Here is a 12,477-nt window from a genome sequence, read left to right as displayed (position 1 = left end):
GCTTTCAATTAAACGGTCGAGGCTACCCGACTGGGCATCTTCAATGCGGCCCAGGTTAGCAACAACTTTCTGGCGTACTTTACCGTTTTCACGAACACCTTCAACTATTTGTAAGTACGTCCTTTTGGTGCCATCTTTATTGGCGAAGGTTTTTGTCCTGACAAACATAGCATAATCATTATAACATGGCAATATTGGATATTTAAAGACAGTAAATGGTATACGTGGCACAACATTTTTTGATAATCCCAATATACATCCTTGATTTTACTGGGTTTTCAAGAGTTGATGGAGCCTAAAACCGGCTTTTACTGTCAAAGTTGAGTTCATCTCCGTCCCGAAGACTTCAATCTTTTCGGCATAGGCAGGAAGAGCGTAAACCAGCGTGAAGATCGAAAACACAAAAAACGATATCCGGGAAAAAGCCCTGCGTACAGCCGGAACACTTTTTTGCAGCACCTCACATACCCCCTTTTTGAACTGTATTTCCCAAATACTGCATCAGCCCGACAAACAGCGGAACCGCATAGAGAAACAGGAGACCTAAAAGCGCAAAAGCTATGCTGGCAATCATCCTCTTTCTCATTTCCGGAAAGAATGCCGCTATTATCAAACACACGGCGGACGCGGCTCCTACGACAAGCGACACCGGGCCTGCTACGTCAAGGAGCAACCTGTGCACCGAAAGTAACACGTCCCATACCCTGCCGGTGAATTCCTGCCCCGCGCCCGGAGAATTCCCGACACCGTAGACCTCAAATCCCATAATTAACTACCTCGTCACGTACTGGGCCAGTCCCTTGACCAGCCCGACGATGTACGGCGCCCCGTAGAACAGCAGTATGCCGAAACCTATGGACAGGACCGCGCCGACAACCTTCTGGAAGAGCTTCATGCCGCTAAAGAGCACCAGTAGCGCGGCCAGCCCTGACACGGCCAGCATAATCTTGGCCACGGCGTCCGCGACAGGCCCGGCGGCCTTGTACGCCGCGTCGATCATGCTGTTGGTCTTCTGGGCGAACTGCTCCGGACTCACCGGCTGGATCCCGGTGGAACCGGCCTGCACCTGCTGCTCATTAGCCAGGACGGGTGCCGCGAGAACCAGTAGCACGGCAACTAGCAGGAAGATGACTCCAGCTTTACCCGGCGACACTTCCACCAGCCCCTTTGTTAATTTCAGCCGTCTTGTAGGCGTCGTAGATGCTTTGACCCAGACCGCAGATCAAAAAACTAAGCACCGCCGCAAGTCCGGGGTTCTTCACAAAAAACAGCTCCTTTCTGTTTGTAGCGCAGCCGGACACGGGGTACAGAAAACGTCCCCCCCTTCCTCCCCGGGAGATTTTCCGGCCGCGCCCGGGTTATACAAAAAAAGCCCGGCACTGAGCCGGGCGAAAGGAAAGGGGAGGAATTTTTGGGGGAAGCCGGCCCGCCGTCCATCCGGGCCGGGGCTTCAGGCCCCGGTTATCCGTCGCGAACGGGCCAGCGAAATCCCTATCCGGCCCACCAGGCCAGCAAACCGCACAAAATCCGACTAGGAAGCGCGTACGCCAGAGCATTTACCCCACCTTCTTCTTAGGAAGCCAAAGCCCGTTTATCGCGCATCTCACCCGTTGCATGGCCCGGTCAAGCATGTCAGCCACCGTGTAAAGCTTATCAACATCGTCCCCGGCCTGCTTAACTTTATTCAGCGCTTCTTTTACCGCGTTGAGCGCCACACTATTTCACCCGCATGGATCTCACAACCGGCCCGTCCGACGCTGTTTTCCCCGGAGTAAACACCACCACCGCCGATGGAAATGGTGCGCTGTTCTCCGCACCACCGAATTTTAACCGGCCTTCAACGAACCTGATCACCACAGCCCGCATGACGTACCGGTGCCACCACCGCGTGTCCGTCCGGGCCGGAAGCAAGGCCACTACGACGGTGCCTCTCCGGGCTTCGTTGCACGCATTTTCTACCCAACGCCCGATTTCCCGGCCATAGGGCGGGTTCATCCAGCAGGTTTCCCCGACCCAGGATTGCTGCAGGCCGTCTTGCTCGGGAGAAAAAACCGGGAGCACTTCGCGTTTTCCGGACGGGCGCAAACATCCAGGGTGAAATGAAATTCGGCATTCAGCGCCTCAAAGAAGGTTTGCGGAGTTTCCCATTCCCCGGTTCGCGAAGAAAACATGCCTTCATTCAGCATCCATGATAACCCTCTCCGACAACTTGCTTGACAAAAAAAGCCCGCGAGAACGCGGGCCGTAAAAACCGGGAGGTACTTCCGCCACCGCCGCCCCTTCCGAAAACGGCGGTTTTTAGCACAAAAACCCAACGTAGCATATTTTTCAGTAAATGCTCCTTTATGCTGAGCCTCCCCATGGCTAAAGCCAGGGGCTACCGTGCCGGAGAAAGAAAAAGAAAAGGTGTAGATACTATGCAAATAAATCATAAACAGATTCTGGTATTGAAATCTGGTGACTAAAAATAACCACTTCTTGTCCCTTATAACATTTGTTAGCACTGTAATTTAAATTATAAATCATCTGTCGATAATTATGATAGAGAGCTTTAATTTCATTAACATTATCATAAGTTATAACCCAAAATTTATCTTCGACCTTAGTTATAAATTCAGCTATTCTTTTATGATCATCATAATTATAGTAATTTAAATATAAATCCTTACCTTTATTAAAATATGGAGGATCAAGATAAATCAAAGTTTTATACGGGGTTGTTGGCAAAATGTCACTTAAAAAGACCATGGCGTCTTTGTTTGCTAAATTTATCCTATCCTTATATAGTGCAATTCTTTCAATTCGTTTGATTAATTCAACCTTATTATACCGTGCGTCAATTTTCCATTTTCCATTTTGTTTTTTTCCGCCAATCACTCCCCCTTTATTCAATATACCAGATCTATTAGTCCTGTTTAGAAAAAAAGTAGCAAAGCCAAGATCAAGTGTTGCTACATTATCTTGATTATAATAAACCATTCTTTGCCTTCTCCACTCATCCATGTTAACTGGAGTATCGTAAATTTTCTTGCATAACTTTTCAGTTTCATTTAATACTGAAAACCAAAATGAATATATTGCCCTATCAATATCATTTATAAAAACCTTTATTACATATTCATTTAATAAAAGATCAAGAGCCACCGAGGCACCACCACAATATGGCTCTATATAATAACCATCACAGAGCATATTTGTTTCACAAAGCAATTTAAAAAAACGTCCTAATTTCGCTTTGCCACCAGGATAACGTAAAGGTGAATAATGGTGCATACTATCATATCCCTTATATCTGATTCCACAATGTTATAATGAATGGTTCAATGTTATCCCACGCTAATTTTAAATCATTTGCAATTGGAGCAAAAAATCTATTATGTACAAAGGAATGAAACGAATTTATTGACATTATACTATTAGGATTAGATACAGAAGTCCTAATACCCTTTAACTTATTTTTATCTAACAAACCATTTTTCTCAAGGTACTCTGAAACTACTTGAACCTTTTTGTATAATTTATCATTATCTACATTTATTGGTAACTTATATTTTTCTATGAAGGCATCAACGGATAATTCAATAAATACTCTAAATAAAACAGCTCCTGCATTACAAAAATTATCCAAATCAAGATCTTTTAGCTCTCGGTAAATATTATTTACTCTTGGGCTACTAATAGGTATTATACAACTTTTAGGTATTAATGTTTTCCTCTTTGTTGATATTGGCTTACTTTTTTGCTTTACTGTAACTTTCTCATCTTTAATTTTATCAAAAGGTGGTGAAGAAATTAATTCCCACTTCTGTTTTAATGTTTTTGTTTTATTAGGTATATCATTTTTTGTAAAACTTTCAATATAATTCAACCTATCATCCTTATAATATATTTGTTTAACAGTAAAATCTTCTCGTAATAAATCATTAATAATTCTTTTTAATGGTTTAATTACTTCATTAGGTTCTAAATTAGTAACTACTTTTCCATTCTCAATTTCTATACCAATCGCCCCTCTTACATCCGGATCAGATAACAGCCTTTGTAGACTCGATAGCGGAACTTCTTTTAGCCGTTTTTTAATATCTTCTTCAACGTTATTTTGATTTTTTAGAAATTCAATTACCTGCAATGAATATTTAGCTTTACCCTCCATTCTTTCTTCAAACCTTGCCTTTTGTTGAGCATCCCAACTCACCGTACCAATTCCATCATTTTCACCTGTATGCTTTAATTTTATCCACTTATAAGATTCTTTTTCATCACTAAATATAATGCAGGGAATTTCAACTATTGGATTTTTAATAAAGATTTCACTTAATTGCTTAAATTTTCTATATAACGATTTGTGCTTCTCTAATATAAGGCTTGGATTGTTTAGCAACTTCAAAGCAACTATTCGCCTATTACCCTCAAGTACAACAAACTGCGATTCATTTTTTTCATAAGGGGTTACCATTATCAAATCGGATGGATTCAATCCATTATTAAGAATATCCTCCGCCAACTTTGCAAGTTTATCTTTTTGATCCTCAATCATGAGCCGTATTGCCTCTTGTTGACTTGAAACCATCTCATACCTTGGATTTTCAGTATTAACTAGCAACGATGTTAATGGTATCAACTTAATCTCCATTTTTTCACCCCTTTTCTTGTGTGCATTAGTAACCGTTAGTTTACTCCCACGCCAACTTTTCTACCGCTCTTTCCAAATCTTTTACACTTGGCCTTGTATATCTCGCTGTCGTGTTTAAATTAGCATGTCCCGCCAGAACCGCCACCCGGTCCAGGGACTCCCCGGCGTCCACCAGCATCTTGCAGAAGGTGTGCCGCAGCTGGTGGGGCGTGACCTCTACGCCAGCCAGCCGGGCGTACTTTTCCAGGATTTTTTCCGCAGCCCGGGCGGTCATGTGTCCCTTTCGCCCGGGAAAGAGCCAGTCACCGCCGGGATGGACGTTCAACCACTCCTGGATTACCCTCCGGGCCGTGACGTTCAACGGCACTTCCCTGCGTTTCCCACCCTTGCCCTCCCGGACAGTCACCCAGCCTGAGCGCTCCCGGATTACCACGTCTCCCACATGCAGCGACACCGCCTCGGAGATCCGCAGGCCGGTGTGCAGCAGGACCGCCAGTAGCGCCCGGTCCCTGGAAATACCGTACTTCTGTACCGCTCTCATCAGTGCTCCCAATTCCTGCCTGGTGAGCCACCTAGGTGCTCCACGCTGTTCCGGAACTCTCCTGACTCCCTCCGCCGGATTGGAGGTGGTCATCCCGCTCGTCGCAGCCCACGAGAAGAAAGACGACAGGGCATCCAGGTGAAGGTTTATTGTGGCCGGCTTGCGATTCCTGTTTAACAGGTGCCGGCGGTAGTCGGCCACATCCAGCGGCGTAACGGAAGCGGGGTCGAACGGACACCCAGTCGTTTCCTCCAGCCACTTTATAAAACTGCGCAGGGCCCCAGTGTACGCTGTCACGGTTCTCCAGGAACAATTACGGCTTTTCAAATGCACGATAAAATCATCCGGCACCAACTACAGTTCCCCCTTGTTGGCACGTGAGAGAAAATCTTCCAGGGATACTACCTCCACCAGGTGCCCATCAGCAAGAACCTTACGGTGATCATTGCGCAGCAAAAAGCTGCGCGCTCCCCCGGAAAAACCGGTCCCGCCCAGAACTACGTAAGCTTTGCGGTACTCGTCCGAATTCCGGATGATGGAAATGAGGCTCGCTATTTCATACAAAAGCTTTTGTTCCGCCGTTCCACGGACCTGCTGCCACTTTGCGCTTACTATAATCCCGCCGGCATCGTCCCGGACGACAAAATCAGCATAATAGGCAGCGCCAAAAAGCTGCCTTCCCACCGGCACGTGGGTTTGAAACCGCCCCGAATAATGTATGTCCAGAACCGGCCTGATGACCAGTTCCCAGAAGGCCCCTGTTTTCGTCCCCTTCCCGCCCGGTGACAATCTCCCCACTCCCGGTTAGCTATAGTTACGGATAACCAGTTCCGATATCGGCCCGCGCTTATCGGCCCGGCAGTTAATGGCTCTTTTTGCGTAAACCACCTGTATATCATAGTTTTTATAAAGCTCGCGAATGAAAGGCGTATCCGAATTGCTTAACATGACAAGACAGCCCCTCCGGTCCAGCTCCCGAAACACTTCAGCCAGGCGCCGCTGGTCGTCTTCTCCAAATGCATCCGGAGTATAGCTGGTGAAATTGGCTGTTTCCGAAAGCGGATGGTAGGGTGGGTCCAGGTAAACGAAAGCTCCCGGATCCGTGCAGTCCAGGACCCGGCTGAAGTCGCCGCAGATTATTTCCGCCCTTTTCAAAGCCTCGCTCACCAGGCGGAGGTTCGGCTCATCCACTATTTTAGGGTTCTTGTAACGCCCGAATGGCACATTGTGCTTACCCTGGCTGTTCACACGCCACAACCCGTTGTAGCCAGTCTTGTTCAGGTAGAGAAATCTTGAGGCCCGCTCCACGGGAGTTAGCTGACCGGGATCAAGGGCGCGGATGCGGTAGTAGTATTCCGCAGTATTTTCATGCCTCCTCAAGTCCTGCAGGAGAGCTTCCAGGTTGTCCCGCACAACCAGGTAGAAATTGATTAACTCATCATTGCTGTCAATCAATACCGCCCTGGGGGGTAGCAGGTGGAAGAAAACCGCCCCGCCGCCGACAAAAGGCTCAATGTAGAGAGTGTACTCTCTTTTGGGAAATAACTGCTCGAACTGGGGTATGAGCTGGGATTTTCCCCCTGCCCACTTGACGGGGGGCCTGGGTTTTTCTTCCTTTATCTGAGCATGATATGTCTCGTACACAACCGTCTCCCCCCTGAGTTAACTTATGCGAACAAAAAATTCGCCCTTAACCGGGCGAACTCCTGCACCTTATGCGAAATTTTCCAGGACATTTTTTCGTATAAGGTTCCTTATGCGAGTTTGTCCAGCCATTCCAGGACCTCCCTGGCCGAAAAGAAACACATTGTTCCACCCTTGACGTGCCCGACCGGTTCGCCGACCGGCGCGCCTGGTACGTTGGCCAACTTCATTTTCTTTTGGCCGCGCCAGATCCGCGGCAGGACAAACCCGACGTCGGCGTCCGGGCCGCAGATTTCTATTTGCTTAAGGCAGTGCCTTCGCATTTCCTCCAGAGTCATTTATATCACTACTCCTGATTGAGAAAATTTTGGTATGTTCTCATTTTAATAAAAAGCCGGGCTTTGTTTATGCCCGGTGTTTTTTTCTAACGAAATGAACTTTCGAATGAACCTGGTGCCTTGGATTTAGGATTAGATAGTGGCTTTGAAAGTTTTAAGCCCGAATTTCTGACGGCTTCGATCTTAGATTCTTTTATGTATTGTTGTTCTTGCACTGTTGATGGTAGGGGTTTTCGTTTTCGGCGGGCACGGTTTCGTTGCTTTTTCCATCTATCTATGTCTCCGAGCCATTTGAGATATTCGATTGCTTGATGGGTTCCCCGCCGTGCCTCATCAGGTAAAATATGCATTACAAGACGAGCAAAAGTAGTCAGACCATCCATACGGCTGTGCAAAAAAACAGTTCGGATAATAGTTTTCTTTTCGTTGATTCCCTGACTGACAGCGAATTGATATGCATATTTTTCGACTTCTTTGTATGTCAGGGTTCTTTCTTTCATGTTAATTCAACCCACCTTTAATTGCGTTCCACGCCTGCCCATCTGCCGCACTCTTCACCTTTCCGGAACTGTTAGTCCACTTCGTCCTTTTGCCGCCGGAGTTTACGATTACCCCGCTCCCGGCTGCCAGCTTCGCGATTTCACCAGCCCCGTCCAGCGGAGAAGGAGGAGGGATCACCGGAGTAACTTTCTGTCCCCGTTCTGCTCTCCGGCGGGCTTTGAGCCAGCTCTTCAAGGAGACCAGCATTTTTTCTGGATTCAACCCCAGGGCAAGGGCTACGGCCTCCACGCCGTGCCTTCCCGCCAGGCCCCATGCCCTGCGTAGGACGGTAAAACGTTCATAGCTATCATGTGAAGCGCGATAAGCCCGGGCCAGCTCAGCTATTGTGCGCATACCCGTATCCGCTCCCTCTCCCTCACGATACAGTACCGGCAGTAATCAACCCAGCGGGAAAACCGTTCCGGTACGGGGTATTCCGCCACCCTGTTTCTTATACCCCACCGCCGAATTGCACGCCGGGCGTAACTTCTTATAGCATCACGGGTTTTGGGACTGCTCGGAACGCGCATAAGCCCACCCCTGTCTGCTGTAAATTTTGGTCGCTCTTCGTCCGGGCTTTTACTATGCCTGGTCCCCGGCCCGCCACGGGGAGGCGGCGACCTTCCGGGCCGGATCTCCCGTGCCCGAAAAAAGAGCACGGGTGCGCCGGATACAGCCTCCTACCCATCACGCCGTCTCCAGGGGGAAAGGGCCGAAACCAGCATGCGGGCTGGGCGTCGTTTCGCCGCAGGCGCAAAAAGGTTAAATTCCTCTTAAAGCTTTTAGCTTTAAGAAAATCGTTTTTGGCTTGTATCCGCTGTCCCCGGTATGTAAAGGGTTAGGCTGCGGGCGCTACCCCGCGCCAGCTTGAGCAGGCTTACCATGCCTGCCGGTCCGGGCTCCCACGGCAAAACCCGTGAGAGTTGTTTCCGCCCCCGGATTAGCGGCCCGGTTGGAATTTGTCGGCATGTAACCGGAAAGCCGGGCCGTCGGGCACCCGGGCACGCCTGCCAGTTTGTCCGTCAGGCCTACCCGTTGACCACGGGGCTGCTCCCGGAGTTGCACCGCACGCCCCCGTCGTCCCGTTACCGAAACCAAGGCCCCGTGCGGCCGTTCCCCGTTCGCCCTCCCCGTGCGCCTCCGTCACGGCAGAGAGGTTATTCCTTCTGCATGCCATCTGGCAAATGGTGTCAGCAGAAGGGCCGTCCCCTCTCCCGAACCGTTACGCTGAAACGGTCCGGGACAAAGGACGATGAATCTTTCAATCAAAACAGGAAAATCGTATTCGATTGGCTAATTATCTAGTTAGAATCGTTATCTTCAAGTAAAACACTGGCAGGGACGTTGAGTGCAGCAGCAAGTTTACGGAGGATTCTTACGGTGGGTTGTTTGGTGCCTGCTTCCAGGTAGGCTATAAATGACTGCGAAACTCCAGATATCTCAGCCAGCTTTGTTTGGCTGAAACCGCGGGCCTGTCGTAATTTTTTGAGCTTTTGGGAAAGCTCCATTGTAACCACTCCATCTACTCAAATTCTATATCTATAGAGCTAATATGTCAACTCTATAGTGATGATTTGATTGTTAAATTTTTGTTCATATTGAGTCCAAAGAACTTTTAGGAGAAATCTTCATGGATATTTCCTCAAGATTGATTGCCTTACGTGAAGCTCGAAAAATGAGTAAAAACCAGTTAGCTCAGAAGTCCGGTCTGGCACAGTCATTTATAAGTGCTATCGAAGCCGGGAAAAAGCAGCCTACTGTTGATTCTCTCTCTCGTATATGCCGCGCCCTCGGCATAACGCTGGCTGATTTTTTTTCTCAGGACTCTCAGGATATTCCCGCTCATCTTTGGCCTTTAATTGAAGCCGCCCGGGACCTCTCCCCGGAACAGGTGGAGGTTCTGGTTCAGGTGGCCAGGCACATGAAGCGGAAGTAGCACTACTTTCGATCCTCATCGGTTATCTCCAGCAGCTCACTTGCGGGAATGCCGAAGAATTTCTCCAGGCGCTGGGCCACCTCCCAGGAGGGGTTTCGGCGACCAGTTTCTATGTGGCTATATGTCTTTTTGCTAATACCAATTACCAAGCTTACTTGTTCTTGGGTTAGCCCCAATTTCTTTCGACTGTTCAATAGGGCTTTCCTCATGATTGCACACTACCTTGTCTCCTATAAGGAGACTTAGCAATTTCATTATAGTCTCCTATAAGGAGACTGTCAAGGATGTTTCCCGATGTTCTCTAAAGAGGTTTTTGGCCAGAGATTGCGCCAACTACGACAAGAAAGTAAGCTATCACTGGAGCAACTCGGTAAGAAAATCGGAGTGGCTAAACAAACTGTTGGCCACTGGGAGACCGGTTACAGGTTACCTCCCTTAGACGTAGCGGTGGTTCTCGCCGACTTCTTCGACGTATCCTTGGACTACCTCGTAGGCCGCTCCGACGACCCGCGCAGGCACTGATTTCTGTTCCCCTGCGACGCGGGCTGTTCAGGCTCTACAGCCAGCAGTTCGCCGACGGGAATGCCGAAGAATCTTTCAAGGCGCTGGGCCACCTCCCAGGACGGGTTGCAACGACAGTTTTCTATAGACACTACCAATGACTTGCTTATTCCTAATTGCTGGGCCAGTTGTCGTAAAGATAAACCTGCATTTTTTCTAGCCTCAATTAAACGAGTCCGTTTCATATGACGCAATCACCACGTTAGGAAGCAGCGGTCAGTGTCACTAACCGCTACCAGTATATATTCTATCGGTTAGTATTACTAACCGTCAAGAGGCATCAACCATGTTCGATAGAAAAATTTTTGCCGCAAGGTTAAGGTATTTACGTGAGCAACACGGTCTTTCCACACAGAAACTTGCAGGTGCTCTTGGTTTAAAGAGCAAGGGAGCTGTTACGCAGTTTGAAAAGGCTGTAATATCCCCTTCCGTGGATACTCTTGTTGCCCTTGCCGACTTCTTCGACGTATCCCTGGACTACTTGGTCGGCCGCTCCGACGACCCGCGCAGGCACTGATCTTCTTGACGCTTCTCCACCGGTATCGAACCGCCGGAGGCATTCCTGGCATACTGGAGCATCTTCAGGAATGCAGCCATACCCTCTTCGTACCTGCGCTCCCAGCCGGGAACAGGCACAAACCTCACATTTATCACATAGGTGGGTGGCTTTCTCAACAGCTATCCCTCCCCGGCCTGCTGGCCTTATTATTAGTCTAGATCAATACTAATAAAAGGTCAAGCCTCTAATTTATTTTACCCCCTGTACTTTCTTTGTTTTTTGGGTTAAACTAATATCGAGCTTATTCTTAATCTAGACCAATTTCTATATGTCAGGAGGTGAGATGTTGTGGACCGCTTTTCTACCTGGGAAGACCTGAAGGGTGTAAAAATTGCTTTCCTGCCCGTGGGGTCCCTGGAGCAGCACGGGCCGCACCTTCCCCTGGGTACCGACGGGATTATCGCGGAGGTGCTGGCCGGCAGGCTGGCCGATATTTTCGCACCGGCCTACCTGCTGCCGCTGCTACCCTTCTCCTCCTCTTTTGAACATGCCGGTTTTCCGGGGAGTGTGTCCCTCAAAGTAACGACCATTGCTTCGGTAATTTCCGACGTGGTAGAGTCCCTCGCCTTTTCCGGCATCGGGAAGCTTGTCATCGTCAGCTGCCACATGGGCAATCACCTCCTGAGAAACGTCGTCCAGGAATTGAATTATCCCTGCCCGCGGGTGCTGCTGCTCCCATCCCGCCATCACTGGGAAGGGGCTTACCGGGCAGCCGGGTTATCCTCCTCCCCTTCCCGGGATATGCATGCCGGTGAAGGTGAGACGTCCATTATCATGCATTTGTTTCCTGAAGCTGTACGCTCCCGGGAATTGAAGGACGTTGACCGGCCGGAACGAGAGCTCCTTGAAACCCTGGGCATGAGGGCTTATACCGAAACCGGGACCATCGGGTTCCCTTCAAGAGCTTCTGCCGATAAGGGAGCCATGCTCCTGAGTGCCTTAGCAGAAGAAACAGCAAAAACGGTAAAGGAGTTCGTTGAAATTGGCTGAGCAATTTAGCTGGCAGGAAATAGCTGCAATTCTGCGTGAAAGAATTCTTTCGGGTCAACTGAAACCGGGACAACCTTTTCCAACCAACAAGGAATTGATAAACGAATTCGGCGTCTATGTAAGCACCGTCCAGAACGCCGTAAACGCCCTCATCAGGGAAGGATTAGTCGTCACCTCCGGCCCCGGCAACAAGCGCCGCATCGTCAGGCCTTTGCTGGAGCGGTCGGTACGCCGGGGAGGCTTCCTGACCGAGTTCGGGCCGCGGGCCAGGCTGGAGATCCTGGAGCTGAAGATCGTACGCAGTCCCAGAAAGCTGCCGGCAGCGGTTCTCAAGGAGATGGATCCGCCGGTGCTGAGGTATCTCACCCGCCAGTGGCGGGATGAAATTCCCGTCGCCCTGTCGGATGCGTATATCCCGGGGGTTGTCCCGCTCAAAGAGCTGAAGTCACTTATTTCCGACCCCGGCACAGACTTGTACCGGGCGATGGAATCACTTGGTATGAAACCTGCCATCTGTGAGGAGTCGCTGATTGCCGGTGGGTCTACGCCGGAGGAGCAACAGATCCTCTACGGAGTGCCTGTGGTGGTGCGAATCACCCGGAAAGTTTATGATAAAGACGGACGGTTGCTGGAACTGTGTTTCCTAACCGACCGGGCGGATTGTTACGAGTTTCTATACCGGTTTCCTTTTGAAGTTCAAGATAATAATGATAAACTAACGTAAAAGGAGGTATT

Annotated in this window: 24 protein-coding genes and 1 pseudogene; 5 read left to right on the top strand and 20 right to left on the bottom strand. The window is 49.1% G+C overall.

Translation table 11 applies throughout. The features are described 5' to 3' along the window. From BUA65_RS18645 to BUA65_RS14915, 17 genes and pseudogenes are all read right to left on the bottom strand, one after another. A partial coding sequence (locus BUA65_RS18645) for an IS1634 family transposase N-terminal domain-related protein (RefSeq protein ID WP_500683355.1) occupies positions 1 to 168 on the bottom strand: 168 nt, incomplete at its 3' end. Positions 169 to 267: 99 nt separating this feature from the next. Next, positions 268 to 459: a hypothetical protein gene (locus tag BUA65_RS14980; RefSeq protein WP_072870880.1), complete on the bottom strand. Its 192-nt coding sequence runs from the start codon at positions 457 to 459 to the stop codon at positions 268 to 270. Position 460: 1 nt separating this feature from the next. Beyond that, on the bottom strand, positions 461 to 766 hold the full coding sequence (locus BUA65_RS14975; RefSeq protein WP_072870878.1) for a hypothetical protein: 306 nt from the start codon (positions 764 to 766) through the stop codon (positions 461 to 463). Positions 767 to 772: 6 nt separating this feature from the next. Further along, positions 773 to 1,153: a hypothetical protein gene (locus BUA65_RS14970; RefSeq protein ID WP_072870877.1), complete on the bottom strand. Its 381-nt coding sequence runs from the start codon at positions 1,151 to 1,153 to the stop codon at positions 773 to 775. Continuing rightward, a complete protein-coding gene (locus tag BUA65_RS19030) occupies positions 1,140 to 1,262 on the bottom strand; it encodes a hypothetical protein (RefSeq protein ID WP_278246287.1) in 123 nt (40 codons plus the stop codon). The genes BUA65_RS14970 and BUA65_RS19030 overlap by 14 nt, the downstream gene beginning before the upstream one ends. A gap of 294 nt (positions 1,263 to 1,556) precedes the next feature. Then, positions 1,557 to 1,715: a hypothetical protein gene (locus BUA65_RS18400; protein ID WP_165613274.1), complete on the bottom strand. Its 159-nt coding sequence runs from the start codon at positions 1,713 to 1,715 to the stop codon at positions 1,557 to 1,559. A 1-nt stretch (position 1,716) separates the two neighbouring features. Next, a pseudogene (locus BUA65_RS14965) lies at positions 1,717 to 2,171 on the bottom strand (DNA N-6-adenine-methyltransferase). A gap of 244 nt (positions 2,172 to 2,415) precedes the next feature. Next, positions 2,416 to 3,273: a DNA adenine methylase gene (locus BUA65_RS14960; protein ID WP_072870875.1), complete on the bottom strand. Its 858-nt coding sequence runs from the start codon at positions 3,271 to 3,273 to the stop codon at positions 2,416 to 2,418. Between the two features lie 13 nt (positions 3,274 to 3,286). Next, positions 3,287 to 4,633, bottom strand: coding sequence for a hypothetical protein (locus tag BUA65_RS14955; RefSeq protein ID WP_072870873.1), 1,347 nt, complete (start codon positions 4,631 to 4,633; stop codon positions 3,287 to 3,289). A 40-nt stretch (positions 4,634 to 4,673) separates the two neighbouring features. After that, positions 4,674 to 5,525, bottom strand: a complete 852-nt coding sequence (locus BUA65_RS14950; RefSeq protein WP_084062538.1) for a tyrosine-type recombinase/integrase — start codon at positions 5,523 to 5,525, stop codon at positions 4,674 to 4,676. A gap of 3 nt (positions 5,526 to 5,528) precedes the next feature. Then, positions 5,529 to 5,972, bottom strand: coding sequence for a PD-(D/E)XK nuclease superfamily protein (locus tag BUA65_RS14945; RefSeq protein WP_242656350.1), 444 nt, complete (start codon positions 5,970 to 5,972; stop codon positions 5,529 to 5,531). A gap of 6 nt (positions 5,973 to 5,978) precedes the next feature. Beyond that, positions 5,979 to 6,818 (bottom strand): DNA adenine methylase, encoded by an 840-nt coding sequence (locus BUA65_RS14940; RefSeq protein WP_072870870.1) that lies wholly within the window; start codon positions 6,816 to 6,818, stop codon positions 5,979 to 5,981. A 110-nt stretch (positions 6,819 to 6,928) separates the two neighbouring features. Then, positions 6,929 to 7,156: a hypothetical protein gene (locus tag BUA65_RS14935; protein ID WP_072870868.1), complete on the bottom strand. Its 228-nt coding sequence runs from the start codon at positions 7,154 to 7,156 to the stop codon at positions 6,929 to 6,931. An 86-nt stretch (positions 7,157 to 7,242) separates the two neighbouring features. Further along, the gene (locus BUA65_RS14930) at positions 7,243 to 7,656 is read right to left on the bottom strand and encodes a hypothetical protein (protein WP_072870867.1); all 414 of its coding nucleotides are present in this window, start codon (positions 7,654 to 7,656) and stop codon (positions 7,243 to 7,245) included. A 1-nt stretch (position 7,657) separates the two neighbouring features. Beyond that, positions 7,658 to 8,050: a hypothetical protein gene (locus BUA65_RS14925; protein WP_072870865.1), complete on the bottom strand. Its 393-nt coding sequence runs from the start codon at positions 8,048 to 8,050 to the stop codon at positions 7,658 to 7,660. A gap of 498 nt (positions 8,051 to 8,548) precedes the next feature. Beyond that, positions 8,549 to 8,761, bottom strand: coding sequence for a hypothetical protein (locus tag BUA65_RS14920; protein WP_072870864.1), 213 nt, complete (start codon positions 8,759 to 8,761; stop codon positions 8,549 to 8,551). A gap of 236 nt (positions 8,762 to 8,997) precedes the next feature. Next, positions 8,998 to 9,204, bottom strand: coding sequence for a helix-turn-helix domain-containing protein (locus tag BUA65_RS14915; protein WP_072870862.1), 207 nt, complete (start codon positions 9,202 to 9,204; stop codon positions 8,998 to 9,000). 122 nt (positions 9,205 to 9,326) lie between these two features. Between BUA65_RS14915 and BUA65_RS14910 the strand changes: the two genes are divergently transcribed. After that, positions 9,327 to 9,632: a helix-turn-helix domain-containing protein gene (locus BUA65_RS14910; RefSeq protein WP_072870860.1), complete on the top strand. Its 306-nt coding sequence runs from the start codon at positions 9,327 to 9,329 to the stop codon at positions 9,630 to 9,632. Positions 9,633 to 9,634: 2 nt separating this feature from the next. Here the strand turns inward: BUA65_RS14910 and BUA65_RS14905 are convergent, their stop codons facing one another. Beyond that, the gene (locus tag BUA65_RS14905; protein ID WP_072870859.1) at positions 9,635 to 9,841 is read right to left on the bottom strand and encodes a helix-turn-helix transcriptional regulator; all 207 of its coding nucleotides are present in this window, start codon (positions 9,839 to 9,841) and stop codon (positions 9,635 to 9,637) included. 85 nt (positions 9,842 to 9,926) lie between these two features. Between BUA65_RS14905 and BUA65_RS14900 the strand changes: the two genes are divergently transcribed. Further along, on the top strand, positions 9,927 to 10,154 hold the full coding sequence (locus tag BUA65_RS14900; protein ID WP_072870857.1) for a helix-turn-helix domain-containing protein: 228 nt from the start codon (positions 9,927 to 9,929) through the stop codon (positions 10,152 to 10,154). Here BUA65_RS14900 and BUA65_RS14895 read toward each other — a convergent pair. Continuing rightward, positions 10,115 to 10,378 carry a helix-turn-helix transcriptional regulator gene (locus tag BUA65_RS14895; protein WP_013823538.1) on the bottom strand — a complete coding sequence of 88 codons (264 nt, stop codon included), beginning with the start codon at positions 10,376 to 10,378 and terminating at the stop codon, positions 10,115 to 10,117. The genes BUA65_RS14900 and BUA65_RS14895 overlap by 40 nt on opposite strands. A 101-nt stretch (positions 10,379 to 10,479) precedes the next feature. Between BUA65_RS14895 and BUA65_RS14890 the strand changes: the two genes are divergently transcribed. Beyond that, positions 10,480 to 10,710 carry a helix-turn-helix domain-containing protein gene (locus tag BUA65_RS14890; RefSeq protein ID WP_013823539.1) on the top strand — a complete coding sequence of 77 codons (231 nt, stop codon included), beginning with the start codon at positions 10,480 to 10,482 and terminating at the stop codon, positions 10,708 to 10,710. Here the strand turns inward: BUA65_RS14890 and BUA65_RS18070 are convergent. Continuing rightward, positions 10,671 to 10,868, bottom strand: a complete 198-nt coding sequence (locus BUA65_RS18070) for a hypothetical protein (RefSeq protein WP_131821528.1) — start codon at positions 10,866 to 10,868, stop codon at positions 10,671 to 10,673. The two genes, BUA65_RS14890 and BUA65_RS18070, sit on opposite strands and share 40 nt — an antisense overlap. 172 nt (positions 10,869 to 11,040) lie before the next feature. On the opposite strand from BUA65_RS18070, the gene BUA65_RS14885 reads away from it, so the two are divergent. Both BUA65_RS14885 and BUA65_RS14880 read left to right on the top strand, forming a co-directional pair. Continuing rightward, the gene (locus BUA65_RS14885) at positions 11,041 to 11,742 is read left to right on the top strand and encodes a creatininase family protein (RefSeq protein WP_072870856.1); all 702 of its coding nucleotides are present in this window, start codon (positions 11,041 to 11,043) and stop codon (positions 11,740 to 11,742) included. Next, complete coding sequence (locus BUA65_RS14880; protein ID WP_072870854.1) at positions 11,735 to 12,466, top strand: GntR family transcriptional regulator; 732 nt, start codon at positions 11,735 to 11,737, stop codon at positions 12,464 to 12,466. The genes BUA65_RS14885 and BUA65_RS14880 overlap by 8 nt, the downstream gene beginning before the upstream one ends. The last annotated feature ends 11 nt before the right edge of the window (positions 12,467 to 12,477 follow it).

The organism is Desulfofundulus thermosubterraneus DSM 16057, from assembly GCF_900142025.1.
GTDB classification, from domain to species: Bacteria; Bacillota; Desulfotomaculia; order Desulfotomaculales; family Desulfovirgulaceae; genus Desulfofundulus; species Desulfofundulus thermosubterraneus.
The sequence above is the reverse complement of the archived record's forward strand: the minus strand, read 5'-3'. Positions and strand labels throughout refer to the sequence as shown.

What these genes read in the sequence shown, in the direction of transcription:
- BUA65_RS14975 (WP_072870878.1), bottom strand. Translation starts at nt 766, where the DNA reads ATGGGATTTGAGGTCTACGGTGTCGGGAATTCTCCGGGCGCGGGGCAG.
- BUA65_RS14960 (WP_072870875.1), bottom strand. Translation starts at nt 3,273, where the DNA reads ATGCACCATTATTCACCTTTACGTTATCCTGGTGGCAAAGCGAAATTA.
- BUA65_RS14955 (WP_072870873.1), bottom strand. Translation starts at nt 4,633, where the DNA reads ATGGAGATTAAGTTGATACCATTAACATCGTTGCTAGTTAATACTGAA.
- BUA65_RS14935 (WP_072870868.1), bottom strand. Translation starts at nt 7,156, where the DNA reads ATGACTCTGGAGGAAATGCGAAGGCACTGCCTTAAGCAAATAGAAATC.
- BUA65_RS14930 (WP_072870867.1), bottom strand. Translation starts at nt 7,656, where the DNA reads ATGAAAGAAAGAACCCTGACATACAAAGAAGTCGAAAAATATGCATAT.
- BUA65_RS14925 (WP_072870865.1), bottom strand. Translation starts at nt 8,050, where the DNA reads ATGCGCACAATAGCTGAGCTGGCCCGGGCTTATCGCGCTTCACATGAT.
- BUA65_RS14915 (WP_072870862.1), bottom strand. Translation starts at nt 9,204, where the DNA reads ATGGAGCTTTCCCAAAAGCTCAAAAAATTACGACAGGCCCGCGGTTTC.
- BUA65_RS14910 (WP_072870860.1), top strand. Translation starts at nt 9,327, where the DNA reads ATGGATATTTCCTCAAGATTGATTGCCTTACGTGAAGCTCGAAAAATG.
- BUA65_RS14905 (WP_072870859.1), bottom strand. Translation starts at nt 9,841, where the DNA reads ATGAGGAAAGCCCTATTGAACAGTCGAAAGAAATTGGGGCTAACCCAA.
- BUA65_RS14900 (WP_072870857.1), top strand. Translation starts at nt 9,927, where the DNA reads ATGTTCTCTAAAGAGGTTTTTGGCCAGAGATTGCGCCAACTACGACAA.
- BUA65_RS14895 (WP_013823538.1), bottom strand. Translation starts at nt 10,378, where the DNA reads ATGAAACGGACTCGTTTAATTGAGGCTAGAAAAAATGCAGGTTTATCT.
- BUA65_RS14890 (WP_013823539.1), top strand. Translation starts at nt 10,480, where the DNA reads ATGTTCGATAGAAAAATTTTTGCCGCAAGGTTAAGGTATTTACGTGAG.